The organism is Collinsella sp. CLA-ER-H11, assembly GCF_040092445.1.
Taxonomy (GTDB): domain Bacteria; phylum Actinomycetota; class Coriobacteriia; order Coriobacteriales; family Coriobacteriaceae; genus Collinsella.
Genome location: NZ_JBBNLN010000003.1, coordinates 109,984 through 128,728 on the forward strand (window position 1 = coordinate 109,984; position 18,745 = coordinate 128,728).

Sequence of the window (18,745 nt, forward strand, 5' to 3'; positions counted from 1 at the left end):
TCATCTATTCCTTCAACGCGCGATCAAGCCAGGAGAGGCTGCGGTTGCGCTCCCCATCAAGAACCTCGCCAACATGCTGCCAATCGATATCGTCGTCCCAAGCATTGCCTTGGAACGTGTCCCAGGCCCTATTCTCTAGGCCAAAGAGTCTAAGAACAGATTTATTTCGCGCGGCATTAGCCTTTGGAAAGATCTCAACAAATGGGGTGCCGAGATTGATACAAAAAGCAGTGCCGTGGAATGAATCCGTGTATACGCAAGATGCATCCCTAAACAGCGCAAGGAAATCCTCCAGGGGCGGAAGAACGACCTGTTTTCCTACCCTTCTCCTAAACGTAGGGCAAACACTTACAATCTCAAGATTGGAGCCAGCGGTCTTATCTTTAACGTACTGCAGCATATCTGAATCAGGATGGAGGTTATAGACGAGGGCGTAGGGCTTTTCAACGGGAGCCTTTTTACTGGCAATCTTGTTCCACTCGGAGCGATTGAGAAGCAGGGTCGGATCCAAAACCTGCTCAGCTTTGAGACCGTAGCTCTCAACGATATCCTTACCTGAATCCTCGCGGACGGAAATGGCATCGTAGCGCTTGAGCCAGTTACCAATTTGCGACTCATACCCCTTTACAACGCCACCACGTCCAAAACTAGCGGCGTAGGATACGACCTTCTTTCCCTCGACCTTAGAAAGCCCGTCCCAAAAGAATACCGGATCTAGAGAGCCATCGCCAAGTTCGTTCCAGACCTGATCGCTGCCAGTCAAATAGATATCTGTGTTAGGCAGCAAGGCGTCGATACTTGTTTCATCACAATGCGGAGAAAGAGTCAGATACTGCTCTCTCATGCTCTTAAAACGCTTCTCACCTGCACTGTACAGCAAACGCCAAACCGTGTTCCTATAGATGCGATGAGGCAGAGACCTACCTTCTGAATAACGCTTCACAAGAGAATCAAGGGTCTCAGCGCATCTCCGATAGTCAACAACAACAGGATCGTACCCCAAGTTTTTAACAACTTCTTGCGTAGCATAAGCCTGGAGGACAGACCCGTAGTTGAGAACGTTATGACGAGTAATAATTGAAACTTTTTTCATTCTGATACCTTTTCTAGATAATGGACTAATTCATAGGGGGTTGTCGTTTCTGATATCTTTTTATCCACTCACTTAGGAACAGAGACGAGATGGCTAAAAACCAAGTCGTTGGAGTAAAGAGAGATGAGGTGAGCTTTCCAACAAGCGGCATGGAGAATATGCCCGAAGAAAGATAGGTATACGAAATCATCGAAATAGACAGCGGGGACCCACCATGAAGCATGCGAGCATGCTCATAGAGGTTTGAATAAAAAAGACCAGTTAAGAGGCTAAATAGCGCAGTACCGCCAAAACCGAAATCGTGATACCACAATCGAAATACCGTGTATACATTACCGAGATCGATTGAACCCCAAGAACGAAACTCATGGTTACCGGATGAAACTAAATTAGTAAAGCCAAAATTTCGTCCAAAAGAAGAATATAGTGCTACGAAAGTCTCCGAGCCAAAGTACTTGCTTGCAACACCAGGATTTTGAAGAAATTTATCAAATAAAACAAATGAATAGCCAATGTAGCTGCAAATATAATCCAATGGTCCAAGAGTAACTTCTCGTCCAACAAACCAAGAGGCAACCCAAAATAAGAAACAGGCAAAAACAAGAGCGAATACAATTTTGATAAACTTCCCAAGGGTTATTCTTATCGTCCACCCACTGTTAATCGATAGTAAAATCCATATGCAGCAAACGCATGAACAGACAAAAACAATGGCACCTAGCCTTACGCCATTCAATAATTGACAAATTGCATAAAACGCAGCGGGGAGAAGCATGAGAGCATCTTTGATGCTAAATCCATCGCAAATAATATTGTTAAAACCAATAATTAGATATACAAACGAAAAAATGGTAAGCAATTTAAAGCATAAATTGGATAAAGACGAAAGCCCGACTGAAGGATCATCGCCGCTATAAGCAGATGCAGTTCGGTAAGAATTCATTAAAGAATTCCAGTCCCCAGCAACAGGACCCGAAACAGCTGATCGAACATCTTTCAAAAACAAAACGGCAGTAACGACCCCAAGGACAACAACCAATAGAACAAGAGATGTCGGAACTTGAATCCTTACAAGAGTCGTCGATTCAACACTAGCATTAAGTTTGCTTCGCTGCACTTTCATCTGTCTAAAATAAAGCAAGAAAAATAGCGATGCGACATCAAAGACGGTAACAAAGAAGCAAATAAGTAATCCTCCATGGAGGGAGACTTCAGTACCGAAGACAAGGCAGTTATACAATTCAGCGAGTGAGCAAATAAAGAAAGAGGCGTTACAAATTGATGCTGGATTCATCCAATCACTTTTTGATAGCTCTTGAGAGATTGCAAGCAGCAAAAGAAAATATAACGTCATTAATGATAGAACTAACATTGTTTAAGCTACTTTCAAGTTAGTTATTGCATTAATCCAGATAAGCGACAGGCAGAACAAAATACGGAAAAAATTCTTCTTCCGCAGCAGGCAAAAAATGCTGCCAAGCGTTCTCTTTTTCTAGCTTCGAAATCCTTCAGAACAGGCAAACGAAATGTAGATAAGTTATTCCAAAGGTCATCGCGGTCTTTAAGGTCGCTTTCAGAGACCCCAGCCATCGGAATCTGTGCGTAAACCATCCTACAAACAGAAAAGCAGCGCGAAGCGGCGGCTTTACTTAGGTCCGGATACCAATTACAAATATCCTGGTAGAGCCGATCGGCAATTATCAATGCAGACTCGCCTTTAATGTGTCGATATTCTTGCCTGATAATGCTGTTACTTCTCATGCGATATGCATACAACTCACGGCAATCGACAACGGCAACGGAATCAACCTTGTGAATAATCTTATAGACGCTAGCGAGATCCTCGTAATACAGCCCCTTAGGGAACGGGTCAATGCCCAGTGGCGCCTTTGCGTAAAGGCGCCACTGGGCACCGGTGTCCAGCGTCTGATATAACATCAGACGCTGGACATCGGGCGAAGGCAGTGCCTTCGCAGGCGCCACGGGGTCAAGAGACTCCACCAAAGGGCAAGCATCACCATCATTGAACGGCTTGCCAAATGGAACAGCAGATATCTGACATCCCGTATCGCGGCAGGCGTTAAAAAGAACCTCGATAAAAACAGGAGAAATGTAGTCGTCGCTATCAACGAAGGAAATCCAGTCGCCCTGAGCAATACGCAGCCCTGCATTACGAGCGTCGGAAAGACCGCCATTTTCCTTATGCAAAACGGTGGTACGGTCGTCGCTTGCAGCAAGAACATCACAAAGCTCGCCAGAACCATCAGTCGAGCCGTCATCGACAAGAATAATCTCGATGTTACGATAGCTTTGACGGCAAATGCTATCAAAGCACTCCCGCAGATAAGGCTTAACGTTATATACCGGCACAATCACCGATACCAAGTTACTGTTTGCCATCTAATTCCTTGAGTAGAGATCTAGATATTTATAAGTCAGTCGCTCGCCTTGCAACTCAATGTTGTAATCGGCGAATTGCCCACTTGAGATAGACAATCGACCCTCATACGAGTACGGCAAGAGTGAATCGATTTCATCGGCCCACACGGCAGGACTATCAATCGGCAAGAATTTGCATTCCCCCGTTACGTCCACTTCGCGCGTAATCGCATCACTCAGCAGGCACGGTAAGCCAGACACCTGTGCCTCGACGCCGACGAGGCACAGGCCTTCGTAAAGGCTTGGCAGAACGAACGCATCAAACGCCTGGTACAAGCGATTGACATCGCTTCTCTGCCCCAGAAACTTAACGCGATCAGTAAGACCGCGTTCGTCCACCAAGGCCTTTACGGAGGCCCCGGCTTCGCCGGTACCGACAAGCAGCAGGACAGCATCGTCGCGGCGCTTTGCGACCTCAGCAAAAACGTCAATCAAAAACGCATGGTTCTTCTGGGCAGTAAAGCGCCCCACATGTCCAATGGCAAACTGGTTGCCGACGAGGCCCAGGTCGGCTCGCGCTTGCGCACGAGCCTCCGCATTGAAGCGAAAGCGATCCAAATCGATTGCGTTGTATACGACCTCGAAGTGCGCAGCTTTACCGAAAAGCCATTCACCGGCAAATTGACTACATGCAAATCGGTGTGTTGGATATCGATTCGATTGCGTTTTCAGCACGGCCTTCAGGGCATTCTTGGCATACTCCCCCTTACCGCTCGTAGAGTGACTATGGGCAATCCGCACAGAAACACCCGCCTTCTTCGCAGCACGAAGAGGAAAGACCGAAAGCGCGTTGATGTGACTGTGGACAATCTTCCAGCCCTCTTGCTTAAAGAGACGCTGAAGCTCTCGCTGGTATTCAGCTATATGCTGATAGGGCGGTATCTCAAAGACCCTGCCACCGAGCGATTCGATCTCGTCACGGGGAACAAGCGTCGAATCGGAATCAACAAGAAAGTCAAACTGCACTTTACTGCGATCGATGTGACGATAGTAATTCATAACGACAGCTTCGACGCCGCCGCCAACCATCTTGCCAACAACCTGAGCAACCCTAACCGGTTCAGTCATTTAGCAAGCACCTCCACCGGTAAAGACCTCAACGACCGTGAGGAGAACAATCTTCAAGTCCGTGATGAGGCCGCGCTTGGCGATGTACTCCAAATCACGGCGGACCATCCCGTCAAAGTCGGTATCGTTGCGGTCGGTCACCTGCCACCAGCCGGTGATGCCAGGCTTCACTGCCAGGCGCTGCAGGTCGTAGTCGGTGTACTCCGCAACCTCATTCGGCAGCGGCGGGCGCGGGCCCACGACGGACATCTGCCCCAGGAACACGTTGAGGAACTGCGGGAACTCGTCGATGGAGTGCTTGCGGATGAACTTGCCGATTTTCGTTACGCGCGGGTCGTCCCTCATCTTGAACATGGCACCGGCGATCTCGTTTTGCTCCTTGAGCTCGGCGAGGCGCTCATCGGCGTCCTTGTACATGGATCGGAACTTCCACATGCGGAAGGTTAACAGGGTGCCGTCGTGGCAGGTCTGGCCCACGCGAATCTGGCTGTAGAACGGGTTGCCCTCGCTCTCCAGGCGGATGGCAGCGGCCAGAACCAGGCTGGGTACGGCGATGACGGCCAGCACGCAGCCGCTGAACACAATGTCGAAGGTGCGTTTCACGACGCGGTAGGCCAGGCGCGAGCGATCCCAGTCCATGATGGATTGCATGGCCTTGTAGCGACCGGCGCCCTCACGTCGATCCATGGCCTGAGCAATCAGCGCCGCCCCCGCGGGCGCATTGCTCTCTGTTACTTCTTTAGCAGCCACAGTCAAACTTACGTCCCCGTTCCCCAGGGATCCCCCAATCGGTAAATTCAAAAATGCGAACGAATAGCTGGTGCAACGTCTCCCTTACGTTTTGCTGGGAACGTCGAGCGGTAGCAGCTCCCTAAATGCGGAGTTACCTTCGCCCACGTCTACCAGGCACCAGCGCTTATGACGGTCGATCTTCTTAACGCGAGCCTCTTGCCCCACCAAGGGACCCTGATCTATGTGCAACACGCCGTCTTCTATGCGCGCAACGCTGTTGCGCACCACGCCGTCGTCGTCCAGCACACTGCGGTACCAGTCCTGCGCATCGTCCGGCATGGGCATATACGCCCGCTCCCTACTGCCGGCGATTCGACAGCCAAAGCTCAACTGAGCCAAAGCCCTATCGAGCGCGGCAGCATCGTGCGTGGCGACAAAGAAATATTCCTTGTACATGGGTTTGGTTTGAAGCGACCAGGCGCCGTCCCGCTTAAACCAGAACTCCTTTTGCATCACAAAAGCGTCCTGCATCAGCTCGTGCGGGATAATGCAGCGGACCTTTTCGCAGGTCTCGCGCTCTTTTCCCTGGGGGGTGTGGACCAGATACCAGCGGACGCGGCCATGCTGGCTGTTGGTGGTGACGCCGTTAAATGCGCCTGGCAGCTGCTCTTGGCGCCGTGCCGTCTGTTCCATGTTCTCGCCCCCTCTTTTAGCTTTGCGATGCACGCAAATGCAGGGGCGTTTAGAACAGGCTTCTCGCTCGCAGCTAGGCGCAGTCGCAAAAGTACAGGTTTTTGTATCTTTCGACAGACGACATTATACGAGCAATTAATCAGCGTTTGCCCAGATTACGCAAAATGTACTGCTAGTAGGTACATCTCCATACCCCTCTATAAAAACCTGTACCTTTTTGTGCAACAAAAAAAGCCGCTCAACCAGCGGCTTTTCTTATTTCGGCATGAAAAAGGCGACCGCCCTATGCGGACGGTCGCCTTTGTTAATTGTTGTGAAGCTTGCCTTAGGCGCGAGTCTTGATCTCCTCGGTCACCTTCGCAACAAACTCGTCGAGGCTCATCTGAACGGTCTCGTTGGAGCGATCGCGGACGGAGATGTTGCCGGCCTCGACCTCCTTCTCGCCCAGGATGAGCATGTAGGGCACGCGGTCGATGCTGCGTGCCTCGCGGATCTTGTAGCCGATCTTCTCGTCGCGGTCGTCGCAAACCACGCGAATGCCGGCCTCCTCCAGCTTGGCGCACACCTCGTGGGCGTAGTCGCGGCTCTTCTCAGAGACGGGAAGCGCCTTGACCTGTACGGGAGCCAGCCAGGTGGGGAACTTGCCCGCAAAGTGCTCAATCAGAATACCGATGAAGCGTTCGATGGAGCCAAAGCACACGCGATGCAGCATGATGGGGCGCTTCTTGGTGCCGTCGGCGTCCACGTACTCCAGATCAAAGTTGAGCGGCATCTGGAAGTCGAGCTGGACGGTACCGCACTGCCAGGTACGGCCGAGCGAGTCCTCCAGGTGGAAGTCAATCTTGGGGCCGTAGAAGGCGCCGTCGCCCTCGTTGACCTCGTAGTCCATGCCCAGCTGCTCCAGAGCGGTGCGCAGGCCCTCCTCGGCGCGAGCCCAATCCTCGTCCGAACCCATGGAGTCCTCGGGGCGGGTGGAAAGCTCAACGTGATACTTAAAGCCAAACTTCTGGTACACGGAGTCGATGAGGTTGACCACGCCCACGATCTCGTCGGTCAGCTGGTCGGGGCGCACAAACAGGTGGGCGTCGTCCTGGCTAAAGCAGCGCACGCGGAACAGGCCGTGCAGGGCGCCGCGCAGCTCGTGGCGGTGCACCAGGCCAATCTCGCCGGCGCGAATGGGCAGCTCGCGATAGGAGTGCGGCTTGGAGGCGTACACCAGCACGCCGCCCGGGCAGTTCATGGGCTTAATGCAGTACTCTTCGTCGTCGATGACGGTGGAGTACATGTTGTCCTTGTAGTGGTCCCAGTGGCCCGAGGTCTTCCACAGCTGCTTGTTCATGATGAGCGGCGTGGAAATCTCCACGTAGCCGGCCTTGTGGTGAATCTCGCGCCAGTAGTCCAGCAGTGTGTTCTTAAGGATCACGCCGTTGGGCAGGAAGAAGGGGAAGCCGGGGGCCTCGTCACGCATCATAAAGAGGTCCATCTCGCGGCCGATCTTGCGGTGGTCGCGCTTCTTGGCCTCCTCCAGCATGTGCATGTGCTCGTCGAGCTCTTCCTTGGTGGCAAAGGCGACGCCGTTGATGCGGGTGAGCATCTTGTTGTCCTTGTCGCCCTTCCAGTAGGCGCCCGAGACGCCGGTGAGCTTAAAGGCCTTCAGAGCCTTGGTGTAGCAGATGTGGGGACCGACGCACATGTCGATGTAGTCGCCCTGCTGGTAGAAGGTGATGCGGGCGTCGTCGTCAAGGTCGCCGATGTGCTCGACCTTGTACTTCTCGCCGCGCTCCTCCATAAGGGCGATGGCCTCGGCGCGGGGCTTCTCGTACACGGAGAACTTGAGGTTCTCCTTGACGATCTTCTTCATCTCGGCCTCGATCGCGGGGAAGTCGTCCTCGCTGATCTTGACGCCCTCGGGCAGGTCGACGTCGTAGTAGAAGCCATTGTCGGTCGCGGGGCCGTAGGCAAAGTCGGCCTGGGGGTACAGGCGCTTGATGGCCTGCGCCATGATGTGCGCGGCGGAGTGGCGGATGACGTGCGTGACCTCGTCCTGCGGGAGCTCGGCCACCGAACCGTCATTGTAGAGTGCCTTCATGGGTATGTTTTCTCCTCTCGGATGCCTGATGCAAGTGCGTGCGATGCGCTCGGCGTTTTTGACTTGCATCATTATAGGCAGGTTGCCTTGGTATACAAGCGCCCGCCGCACCTTAATGGCACGGCGGGCGATTTTCTACGCATGCTTCATCGTGTGGGGGTCGGGGCTGCGGGGCGCGCGTGGCTTGCAGCACGCCCGTTGCTTGCAGCCGGCCCGGCGATGGATGCGTTACTGGATGCGAGTTCGGCAGTAGGGGCAGACCTTCCAGTGCGCATCGAGCGGGCGATGGCAGCTGGGGCATACGTTGCGAACCTGGGTATCGCACACCGGGCAGACAACGAAGTCCTTCTCGATGGGCGCGCCGCACTGCGGGCAGGTGCCGTACTGGGCAAGTTGGCGCTCGCGCAGGGCCATGTCCAGCTCCTGCTCCTCGCGATCGGACGCGTAGGAGTGCGGGCGCAGGACCAGGTAGGCAATGAGGCCGACAAACGGGATGAGGGCGATGATGCCCCATGCCACGTAGGCGCTGGCGCCGCGGCGGCGAGCGTCGATGAACACATAGACGACCGACAGCACATACAGGGCGATGATAAAGCCAACGAAGGCATAGACGACGCCCATAAGCTGCGGCGACATGAGCTCGGAGATGTACTTGGACATTACGGGTACCTTTCGGATTATTAACAGTCCGGTCAAGTTTACCACGGGGTTTGTTTATATGGGACCACGGCTAGGGGCGGGGCTAGCGCGGACACAAACATCTCAATCTGTAACAGGTGAGAGCGGAATCCGGGGCTAGATGTTACAGATCAAGACAAACGGAGGACCCGCATGGCAAATGTCTCAATCTGTAACAACTGGGACCCAAATCCTCGTCTAACTGTTACAGATCGAGACGAACGGTTGCCGTAGTTGTCGGCAGACGAGGTTGTCGATATTGCCGGGTCTCCCCTCGCCTGCCGTTGGCGGGTGTTGCGGGGCTGTTCGCCGCATTGCCGCCGCACTGGGGGTGTGCGGACCGTAGGATAGTCTTATTGACGGCCTGTCAACTCGTCTGGGAGGCACTGTGACAGAAACGTTTGATATCGCAATTGTCGGCGCGGGCATCACCGGATGCGCCATCGCGCGGCAGCTCGCGCGATTTGACCTTTCCATTTGCGTGGTCGAGGCGGCTAACGATATCGCGCTGGGCGCGTCGAAGGCCAACGGCGGCCTGGTGCACGCCGGCTACGATCCGGCACCGGGAACCGTAAAGGCACTGGTCAATGCCCGTGGCTGCGAGTTGTACGGTACGTGGGCACAGGAACTGAGCTTTCTGTTCTGCCGCACCGGGTCGATGGTGTTGGGCTTTAACGACGAGGACCGTGCGCAACTGGAGCAGCTGCGTAGCAATGGCCTTGCCAACGGCGTGCCCGAGCTGTCGATCGTCGGACCCGACCGCATCCATGAACTTGAGCCGCGCGCCAGCGCCGATGCGACGTGCGCGTTGTGGTGCCCCTCGACCGGCTTTGTCGACCCGTTTGAGGTTGCCATCGCCGCGCTGGAGAACGCCGTGGCCAACGGGGTGACGTTTATGCGGTCCGCGCCGGTGGAAGCGATTGAGGTTGCTGGCGGCGAGGCTACCGACGGTGCTGCGCGCTTTACGCTGGTGACGCCTGCCGGCGATGTGCGCTGCCGCTACCTGATCAACGCCGCAGGCAACGGCGCCGCCGACATCTCGCATATGGCGGGCGCCGAGGAGTTCCAGATGGTCTGGCGTCAGGGCAACATCGTGGTGCTGGACAAGGAGCCACGCACGCTCATGCCGCTCTACCCCGTGCCGACGCCGGTGTCGAAGGGCGTTATCGTGACGGGCACCGTGCATGGCAACACCGTGATCACCGCCACGGCTGCCGTGCGTGAGCCGGGCGACACGCAGACCTATGCAAGCGATGTGAACGCGCTGCTGACCGGCGCGCGCAAGCTGGTGCCCGACCTGGACACGCGCCGCATGGTGCGCGCATTTGCCGGCGGTCGTCCGGTCATTCAGGGTACGAACGACTTTTTTATTGGGCAGTCAGCCGTGGTGCCGGGGCTGTTCCAGGCGGCAGGTATTCAGTCGCCGGGCGTGGCGAGCGCCCCGGCCATTGCCGAGCGCATGGAGCACGTGATGCGCGAAGCGGGTGTGGTTTTGCACGAACGGACCGACTGGAACCCGATTCGCCGCGCGCCGGACGACTTTGACCGCGCGCCGCTCGCGCGCAAGGAGGAGCTCATTGAGTCCGACCCCGCGTGGGGGCAGATTGTCTGCCGCTGCGAGACGGTGCCCGAGGCAGAGATCGTGGCCGCGATCCGACGCCGCCCGGGCGCGGTTTCGGTCGAAGGCGTCAAGCGCCGCTGCCGTGCCGGCATGGGTCGGTGCCAGAGCGGTTTTTGCCAGAGCCGCGTGGTTGCGATCCTGGCGCGCGAGCTGGGCTGCGACCCCAGCGAGGTGCTGTTGGAGGATGCCGGATCTTGGTTGGTCGAGGGACTGCTGAAGGGGGTGCGCTAGGATGGCGGAATTCAAATCGAGCGCGATTGATTGCGGCGTTGTAGAAGCCGTACAAACGCAAGCCTTCGACGTGGTCGTTATCGGCGGCGGGCCTGCCGGCATGGCGGCCGCGCTGGCCGCTCATAAGGCCGGAGCGCGCGTGGCCATCGTGGAGCGCGAGCAGCACCTGGGCGGAATCCTCCGCCAGTGCATCCACCCTGGCTTTGGCCTGTCGCACTTTAAACAGGAGCTCACCGGTCCCGAGTACGCGCAGCGCTTTATCGACCAGGTGCACGCAACCGACATTGCGCTGTTCCTGAACAGCATGGTGATCGGGATTGATTCAGGCGAGCCTACGGGAGACACCTCGGTCCACACCGTCACGCTCATGAGCACCGCCGGCATGCGGCAGCTCACCGGACGCGCGATCGTCCTTGCCATGGGTTGCCGCGAACGCACCCGCAGCGAGATCAAGATTCCCGGCAGCCGACCCGCCGGCGTGTTTACGGCAGGCCTGGCGCAGCGATACATCAATATCGAGAACCTCAAGCCCGGCTCGCGCGCCGTCATCTTGGGCTCGGGCGACATCGGGCTGATCATGGCACGTCGCTGCACGCTCGAGGGGATTTCGGTCGAGGGCGTGTACGAGCTCATGCCGTACGCCAACGGCCTGCGCCGCAATGTCAAGAACTGCCTGGACGACTTTGGAATTCCGCTGCACTTGTCCACCACCGTCACACGCGTAATCGGGCACGACCGCGTGGAGGCCGTCGAGGTGAGTCAGGTCGACGAGCATCTGGCGCCCATTGCCGGGACGGAGCGCATCGTTCCGTGCGACACGCTGCTGCTTTCGGTGGGCCTGATTCCCGAGAATGAGCTTTCGGTTGTCGCGGGCGTAGAGCTTGACCCACGCACGCGCGGCGCCGTAGTGGACCAGAGCCTGCAGACAGGCGTGCCGGGCATCTTTGCCTGCGGCAACGTGCTGCACGTACACGACCTTGCCGACAACGTAACGACCGAGTCCGAGAGGGCTGGCGCAACTGCAGCGGCGTACGCTCTGGGGACCGACGCGGGCACCGTTCCGAGCTGCGAGCTCACCGTCTCCCCTGCCGGCATCGCGGGCTACGCGCTGCCGGGACGCATTACGGCTGTGGCGCTCACCAAGCTCAACTTCCGCGTGCGCCGGCCAGTCGATGCCGCCTGCGTGAGGATCTTGGCCAACGGCGAGGAGCTGTTCGCCGGCAAGGTCCGCGCGTTTAAGCCGAGCGTTATGGAAAGCTTCCCACTGCCGGCAAAGGTCATCAAACAAGCGCTCGATCTGGGTGCCAGCGAGATTGTCCTTTCCGTCGATCCCGTCGAGGAGGCATAGACTATGAGCGATAACGTGATCGAAACGCTGCAGTTCAACTGCACGACCTGCCCATCCGAGTGCCTCCTGACCATAGAGGTAGAGCGCGACGCCAATGGCGCCGTGGTGGAAGTGCGCTCCGTAACCGGTAACAACTGCCCGCGCGGCGATAAGTTCGCACACCAGGAGCTCACCTGCCCCATGCGCGTGCTCACGACGACCGTGGCCGTCTCCGGCGGCGACGAAGCCCTGCTCCCCGTGCGCACATCCGAAGCCATCCCGCTAGAACTCCACGCCCAAGCCATGGACCTCATCCGCGGCGTGATCGTCGAGGCCCCCATCCGCATGGGCGACGTCGTGCTAGAGAACCTCCCAGACACCAACATCAACCTTATCGCCAGCATGGACATCGACCTAGTCTAGCTAATTTGGGACGGGGCTCTTTTAGCTACCCCGCCATCCACCCCGCCCCTCCTCAATTGCGGTGAAATAGTTCCTGATTTCCGCCAAAACCCCGGCATCCAGGAACTATTCCACCGCAACTATCCTTGGAATCGGCATTTAGCTTGTGCCTACTTTAGTGCCATTTCAAAACTATGCCGGATTACGGGGCTGATTCGGAGACCCCCATCCATACCGGCATTTATCTATTTTTTATAAGCCGTCTACCTGCGGTTTTAATTTCATGATTTTTCCCATGGTCAAGTAATACAGGTCCAGCCCCGTAATCCGCCATACTTTTGAACCCAGCCCATTTGTGACGGGCCTCTTTTGACTACTTTAGCCCGAACGTTCGCTCAAATGATTTTTCTGGGACGGGGATTAAATAATCATTCGGCACCCAATGATTATTTAATCCCCGTCCCAGAAAAATCATTCCGCATGTTGGACGTAGCTAAAATAGCCCCGTCCCAAATTGACTACCCCGGCATTGGGGATACCATGGTGGCAGCCCAGCGAAAGGATGTTTCATGGCACATGTCGATGACCAGCGTGTGGCGCGCGTGCTCGATGCGCTCGAGGCTCAGCACCCCGGCGCACAGCTGCTCGTAAACGACCCATGGTCGATCTATTACCTGACCGGCTTTTATGCCGATATGTTCGAGCGTTTTTGCGGTGTGCTGCTCGCGCGCAATGCCGAGCCAGTGATCCTGGTCAACGCACTGCATCAGCTGCCCGAGTACGACAATGCCCGCGTCGCCTACCACACCGATACCGACGTCGTGGCCGACGCCATCGCGAGTGAGATCGATCCGACCAAGCCGCTCGGCATCGATACCGTCATGCGCTCCGGCTTTTTGATGCCGCTCATGGAGCGCCACGCCGCCAGCGAGTTTTTCCTGGGCGACTTTGCCGTCACCGCCGCACGCACCCACAAGGACGAAGCCGAGCAGGAGCTGATGCGCGCGTCCTCGGCCGCTAACGACGACGTGATGGCCGACGCCATCAAACTCGTTCACGAGGGCGTGACGGAGCGCGAAATTGCCGACCGGATGCTCGGTCTGTATCGCAAGCACGGCTGCGAGGGCTTTAGCTTCCCGCCCATCGTGAGCTTTGGCGCCAACGCCGGCGACCCGCATCACGAGCCCGACGACACCGTGCTCAAACGCGGCGACGTGGTGCTGTTCGACATTGGCGGACGCCGCTGCAACTACTGCTCGGACATGACGCGCACGTTCTTTTGGGGCGAGCCGGACGAGGAGACGGCACACATCTACGACATCGTGCGCCGCGCCAACGAGGCCGCCGAGGCGCTCATCGCACCGGGTGTGCGCATGTGTGACCTGGACCGCGCCGCGCGCGACGTGATTGAGGACGCTGGCTACGGCAAGTACTTCACGCATCGCCTGGGCCACTCGATCGGCCTGCAGGACCACGAGCCAGGCGACGTCTCGCTCGTCAACGAGCAGGTCGTTGAACCGGGCATGACGTTCTCCATCGAACCGGGCATCTACCTCCCCGGCCGCACCGGTGTCCGCATCGAGGACCTTGCCCTGGTGACCGAGAACGGCGTCGAGATTCTCAACGCCTACCCCCACGATCCGGTCCGCCTAGACTAGCCAATGTGACAAAGGGACAGCCCCTTTGTCACATCCCACCAACACCGCGCCACAAAAACGGCCTATCTACTACGTTTAACCCGTACAGGTCGACCATAACCGGCTTTTCGCAAAATCCGCAAGCCGTGTACCTGCGGTTATAATTTCGCGATGTTCCGTGTGGTCGAGGGTAGTCAGTAAAACGTAGTCGATAGGCTCATTTCGTGGCAAGCGAGTCAACTCGGGGCACAGGGCAGCCAAAAAGCCCCATCCCAAATTGACTGCTTTTGAGTTGCGGTGATATACGGACTGTTTGAGGCTTCTGGCTTGTTAAACAGTCCGTATTTCACCGCAACTGATGAGGGGATGGGTTAACGCAGCAGGCCGGCTACTTCGCCGGCTAGGGTGATGGTGCCGGCGGCAACGAAAGGCTCGTCTGCGGCATCGAGGGCCGCGAGGGCCTCGGGCACGCTCGCGTACACGCCCGCGAGTTTATCGGCGTCCACAAGGGCGGCGAGCTCCTCCGCCGGCAGGGCGCGATCGGAATCGGTCTGGGTCACAACCACGCGCGGGAAAGCCGGGATCAACACGTCGACGATGCCTGCCACGTCCTTGTCGGCCAGCGCAGCGCACAGCAGCGTGGGGCGATTCTCCACGCACGGGTCGATCTCATCCAGCGCGCTCACAAAGTTCTCGCAGCTCTGGGGATTATGACAGGCATCGATCAGCTTGAGGGGATCGGTCCCCAGCACGTCAAAACGACCCGGTGTGGGACAGCCCATAAGTGACGCATCGAGCTTGTCATGATCGAGCTCGTGACCCAGATAGCTCTCGCACAGCATAATCGCGCACGCAGCATTCTGCGGCTGATACGCAGGCTTAACCATGCTCGACGTATAGATCGCACGTGGCGTGGTGCAGCTAAACTCAACCGTGTCGCCCACATGCGCCGGCACCTTAGTCGTGGCATGACTCACCACGAGCGGCACAATGCCGCACTCGCGGCAACGGGCATCCATCACGCGCTGAACGCTCGCCTCGTGTGTGCCCACGCCCAAAACAACCAAGCGCCCGGGTTTGATAACCGCGGCCTTCTCCCCCGCAATGGCCTCGAGCGTGTCTCCCAAAATACGTGTGTGATCGAGCCCGATGCCCGTAATGGCAACGGCGACGGGATCGGTCGCACTCGTGGCGTCCCAACGCCCGCCCATACCAACCTCGAGCACGGCGACATCTACCGCGGCCTCGGCAAATACCACAAGCGCAGCAGCCGTCAGCAGGTCAAACGGCGTGATGGTATAGTCACGCTCCCCCGCCGCCACACGACGGGCATTCACGCGACGCCCCGCCTCGACAGCCGCCGAAACGCCACGGGCAAAGGCCTCGTCGCTCACAACGCGCCCGTCAACCTCCATGCGCTCGGGATAGCGCACCAGCTGCGGAGACGTATACAGTGCGGTTTTTAACCCCTCACCACGAAGAATGGCAGCCGAAAAACGCGTAGTCGAAGTCTTGCCATTGGTACCGGCGACCTGAATGCAATCAAAGTACTCGTCCGGACGCCCCAACTCATCGAGCATATCGACAACCGTCTCAAGCAGAGGACCAGCATCCCCAGAAATCCGCCCCGTATCAGCAGCCAGCCCCACAGCCTCATCAAACGAAAGCAGCTCAAACGAGAAAGGAACGACATACGACCCAGAACGCTTAGCCATAACCCAAAGTCCCCTCAACATAAAAAGAGGCCCGAATCAACAGCGAGCCCCTCCCATTCAAAATATCAGCCAAACACCGCTTTGCAGCGACCTCAAGGCCGCAACCAAGTGGCCCTACCAGGCAGCGGACGCCCCCGTAACCGCTATGGGAGCGGTTTGGGGCTTTGCTCGATACAAGTTCCGCACGAGCCGAAGGCCACTTAATGTGGCCTTCGTGCGAGCAGGACTGTCCGCAGTAGCGAGCAAAGCCCCAAACCGCGTCCCCCAGTACCGTCTACGAGAAGTCAGCAACCTGAGCAGTCAGCGCCGCCAGGATCTCCTTGAGCTCAGCTGCACGGTCCCTCTTCTTCTGGACCACCGCGGGCGCGGCCTTGGCCACAAAGCCCTCGTTGGCGAGCGTCTTCTCGCAGCCGGCGAGCTCCTTCTGCGCCGCGGCAATCTCCTTCTCCAGGCGCGCCTTCTCGGCCGAAAGGTCAACCTTGCCCTCGAGCACCACAAAGACCTCGACGCCGCTATCGACCACGGCGATGCTCGCGGCCGGCTTCTCGACGTCGGTACCCATGACCAGCGAGGCGGTGTTCGCCAGCGGCTCGATGGTCGAGCGCAGGCTCTCGAGCTTCTCAATGTCCTCGGCACCGGCGCGCACGACCACGTCGAGCTCAGCCTTGGGGCTCAAGCGATAACGCGAACGCGTGGCGCGGGCGGCGGAAACAACGGTACGGCACAGCTCAAACGCGCGCTCGGCGGGCTCGTCAACGTACTTGGCGTAGTCGGCGGGCTCGGGCCACTTGGCGATCATGAGCGCCTCGGCGCGGTTCACGTTGCCCTCGGCGTCCAGATCGAGCACACTCGCCGGCATGTTGTCCCAGATCTCCTCGGTAACAAACGGCATGAGCGGGTGCATAAGGCGAATGGAGGTGTCGAGCACAAAGATCAGGTTGCGCTGCGCCTGCAGACGGCCCTCGCCCTTCAGGCGGGCCTTGGTGACCTCGACGTACCAGTCGCAGACCTCGTTCCAGAAGAACTGCTGCACGCCGCGGGCCATATCGCCAAAAGTGTAGTTCTCAATACCCTCGGTGACCATCTTCACGGCCTTGGCCAGGCGGCTGAACATCCAGGCGTCGGCCGGCGTCTCCACGACGGGCTCGCCGGGCGTGTAGCCCTCCATGTTCATGAGCAGGAAGCGGCTGGCATTCCAGATCTTGGTCACAAACGACTTGGCCTGGTCGGTACGCGGGCTGTCGATGAGCTTCTTGGTCTTCTTGTCGATGTTCGCGTCGAACTTGACGTCCTGGTTGTTGGTGCACAGCGTCAGCAGGTTGAAGCGCATGGCGTCGGCGCCGTACATGCCAATGAGGTCCATGGGGTCAACGCCGTTGCCCTTGGACTTGGACATACGGCTGCCGTCCTTGGCCAGAATCGTCGGGTAGATGACGACGTCCTTAAACGGCACCTCGTCCAGGAAGTACAACGAGCTCATAACCATGCGGGCGACCCACAGCGCGATGATGTCGCGCGCGGTGACGAGCGCCGTCGTGGGGTGATGCCCCTCGAGCAGCTCCGGCTTTTGCGGCCAGCCCTGCGTGGCGAAGGTCCACAGCTGCGAGCTGAACCAAGTGTCCAGCACGTTCTCGTCCTGATGCACGTGATGGCCGCCGCACTTGGGGCACACGTCGGTGTCCTCGGTAAGGGCGTCCTCCCAGCCGCAGTCCTCGCAGTAGAACACGGGAATGCGGTGGCCCCACCACAGCTGGCGGCTGATGCACCAATCCTTGAGGTTCTCCATCCAGGTGGTGTAGGTCTGCGTCCAGCGCGAGGGGTGGAAGGTGACCTTGCCGGATTTGACGGCGTCAAGCGCCGGCCCCTTGAGCTTATCGACGGCCACAAACCACTGCTCGGACAGCCACGGCTCAAGCGCGGCGTCGCAACGGTAGCAGTGCATGACGGAGTGGTCGTGCTCCTCGACGTGGTCGAGCAGGCCGTGCTCGTCGAACCACTTGATGACGGCCTCGCGGCACTCGTCGCGGTTCATGCCGGTGAACTCGCCGTAGCCCTCGACGACCACCGCGTGCTCGTCGAAGATGTTGATCTGCGGCAGGTCGTGGGCCTGACCCATGGCGTAGTCGTTGGGGTCGTGGGCCGGGGTGACCTTGACGAAGCCAGAGCCAAAGTTGGCGTCGACATGCCAATCCTCAAAGATGGGGATCTCGCGGTCGACGATGGGAAGCTTGACGGTCTTGCCCACGAAGGCGGCCTTCTCGGGGTCCTTCGGGGAGACAGCGACGCCCGTGTCGCCGAGCATGGTCTCGGGGCGAGTGGTGGCGACGACGATGTAATCCTGGCCGTTGACCGGCTCGGTCAGCGGGTAGCGCAGGTGCCACAGGTGGCCCTTCTCGTCCTTATACTCGGCCTCGTCGTCCGAGATGGCGGTGGTGCAGTTGGGGCACCAGTTAACGATACGCTTGCCACGGTAGATCAGGCCGTCGTGGTACCAATCGCAGAAGACCTTACGCACGGCCTGTGCGTAATCCTCGTCCATGGTGAAGCGCTCGTTGTCGAAGTCGACGGAGCAACCCATGCGCTTGATCTGCTCGACGATGATGCCGCCGTACTCGTGGGTCCAGTCCCAGCAGGCGTCGACAAACTTATCGCGACCGATCTCCAGGCGGCTGATGCCCTCGCTCTTGAGCTTCTTGTCGACCTTGGTCTGCGTGGCGATACCGGCGTGGTCGGTGCCGAGCACCCAGCGCGTGGACTTGCCGCGCATGCGGGCCATACGGACGATGGCGTCCTGGATGGAGTCGTCGGTGGCGTGACCCATGTGGAGCTTGCCGGTCACGTTGGGAGGCGGAATGGTGACGGTGCAGTCGCCCACGCCCTCACGGCGCTTGTAGTAGCCGCCGTCGAGCCACTTCTGCAGGATCGCCGGCTCGTTGGTCGACGGATCGTAGTTCTTGGGCATTTCTTCCATATATCTCTCCCTTGCCCATCGGGGAGGAATGTAGGCCCGATTTTCGCTC

At 58.0% G+C, this 18,745-nt stretch carries 14 protein-coding genes; 4 read left to right on the plus strand and 10 right to left on the minus strand.

The window, feature by feature from the left end; all coding sequences use genetic code 11:
• Positions 1-4: 4 nt before the first annotated feature.
• The 8 genes from AAAX35_RS03260 to AAAX35_RS03295 all read right to left on the minus strand — a co-directional run bounded on the left by AAAX35_RS03260 (position 5) and on the right by AAAX35_RS03295 (position 8,774).
• Positions 5-1,093: a polysaccharide pyruvyl transferase family protein gene (locus AAAX35_RS03260; RefSeq protein ID WP_195520810.1), complete on the minus strand. Its 1,089-nt coding sequence runs from the start codon at positions 1,091-1,093 to the stop codon at positions 5-7.
• 25 nt (positions 1,094-1,118) lie between these two features.
• Complete coding sequence (locus AAAX35_RS03265; protein WP_349116742.1) at positions 1,119-2,465, minus strand: O-antigen polymerase; 1,347 nt, start codon at positions 2,463-2,465, stop codon at positions 1,119-1,121.
• A 23-nt stretch (positions 2,466-2,488) separates the two neighbouring features.
• Positions 2,489-3,493: a glycosyltransferase family 2 protein gene (locus AAAX35_RS03270; RefSeq protein WP_349116743.1), complete on the minus strand. Its 1,005-nt coding sequence runs from the start codon at positions 3,491-3,493 to the stop codon at positions 2,489-2,491.
• On the minus strand, positions 3,494-4,600 hold the full coding sequence (locus AAAX35_RS03275) for a glycosyltransferase family 1 protein (RefSeq protein WP_349116744.1): 1,107 nt from the start codon (positions 4,598-4,600) through the stop codon (positions 3,494-3,496). It lies immediately after the preceding gene.
• Positions 4,601-5,350 (minus strand): sugar transferase, encoded by a 750-nt coding sequence (locus AAAX35_RS03280; protein ID WP_349116745.1) that lies wholly within the window; start codon positions 5,348-5,350, stop codon positions 4,601-4,603.
• 84 nt (positions 5,351-5,434) lie between these two features.
• Positions 5,435-6,025 carry a hypothetical protein gene (locus tag AAAX35_RS03285; protein WP_349116746.1) on the minus strand — a complete coding sequence of 197 codons (591 nt, stop codon included), beginning with the start codon at positions 6,023-6,025 and terminating at the stop codon, positions 5,435-5,437.
• Positions 6,026-6,350: 325 nt separating this feature from the next.
• Positions 6,351-8,114 (minus strand): threonine--tRNA ligase, encoded by a 1,764-nt coding sequence (gene thrS, locus AAAX35_RS03290; protein ID WP_349116747.1) that lies wholly within the window; start codon positions 8,112-8,114, stop codon positions 6,351-6,353.
• A gap of 228 nt (positions 8,115-8,342) precedes the next feature.
• A complete protein-coding gene (locus tag AAAX35_RS03295; protein ID WP_055251579.1) occupies positions 8,343-8,774 on the minus strand; it encodes a zinc ribbon domain-containing protein in 432 nt (143 codons plus the stop codon).
• A gap of 406 nt (positions 8,775-9,180) precedes the next feature.
• Between AAAX35_RS03295 and AAAX35_RS03300 the strand changes: the two genes are divergently transcribed.
• From AAAX35_RS03300 to AAAX35_RS03315, 4 genes are all read left to right on the plus strand, one after another.
• Positions 9,181-10,644 carry an NAD(P)/FAD-dependent oxidoreductase gene (locus AAAX35_RS03300; RefSeq protein ID WP_349116748.1) on the plus strand — a complete coding sequence of 488 codons (1,464 nt, stop codon included), beginning with the start codon at positions 9,181-9,183 and terminating at the stop codon, positions 10,642-10,644.
• 1 nt (position 10,645) lies between these two features.
• On the plus strand, positions 10,646-11,992 hold the full coding sequence (locus tag AAAX35_RS03305) for an FAD-dependent oxidoreductase (protein ID WP_349116749.1): 1,347 nt from the start codon (positions 10,646-10,648) through the stop codon (positions 11,990-11,992).
• 3 nt (positions 11,993-11,995) lie between these two features.
• The gene (locus AAAX35_RS03310; protein ID WP_217107821.1) at positions 11,996-12,394 is read left to right on the plus strand and encodes a DUF1667 domain-containing protein; all 399 of its coding nucleotides are present in this window, start codon (positions 11,996-11,998) and stop codon (positions 12,392-12,394) included.
• A 548-nt stretch (positions 12,395-12,942) separates the two neighbouring features.
• Complete coding sequence (locus AAAX35_RS03315) at positions 12,943-14,031, plus strand: aminopeptidase P family protein (protein ID WP_349116750.1); 1,089 nt, start codon at positions 12,943-12,945, stop codon at positions 14,029-14,031.
• 350 nt (positions 14,032-14,381) lie between these two features.
• On the opposite strand, the gene AAAX35_RS03320 is transcribed toward AAAX35_RS03315, so the two are convergent.
• The gene (locus AAAX35_RS03320) at positions 14,382-15,725 is read right to left on the minus strand and encodes a Mur ligase family protein (RefSeq protein ID WP_349116751.1); all 1,344 of its coding nucleotides are present in this window, start codon (positions 15,723-15,725) and stop codon (positions 14,382-14,384) included.
• Between the two features lie 274 nt (positions 15,726-15,999).
• On the minus strand, positions 16,000-18,696 hold the full coding sequence (locus AAAX35_RS03325) for a valine--tRNA ligase (protein ID WP_349116752.1): 2,697 nt from the start codon (positions 18,694-18,696) through the stop codon (positions 16,000-16,002).
• Between the last annotated feature and the right edge of the window lie 49 nt (positions 18,697-18,745).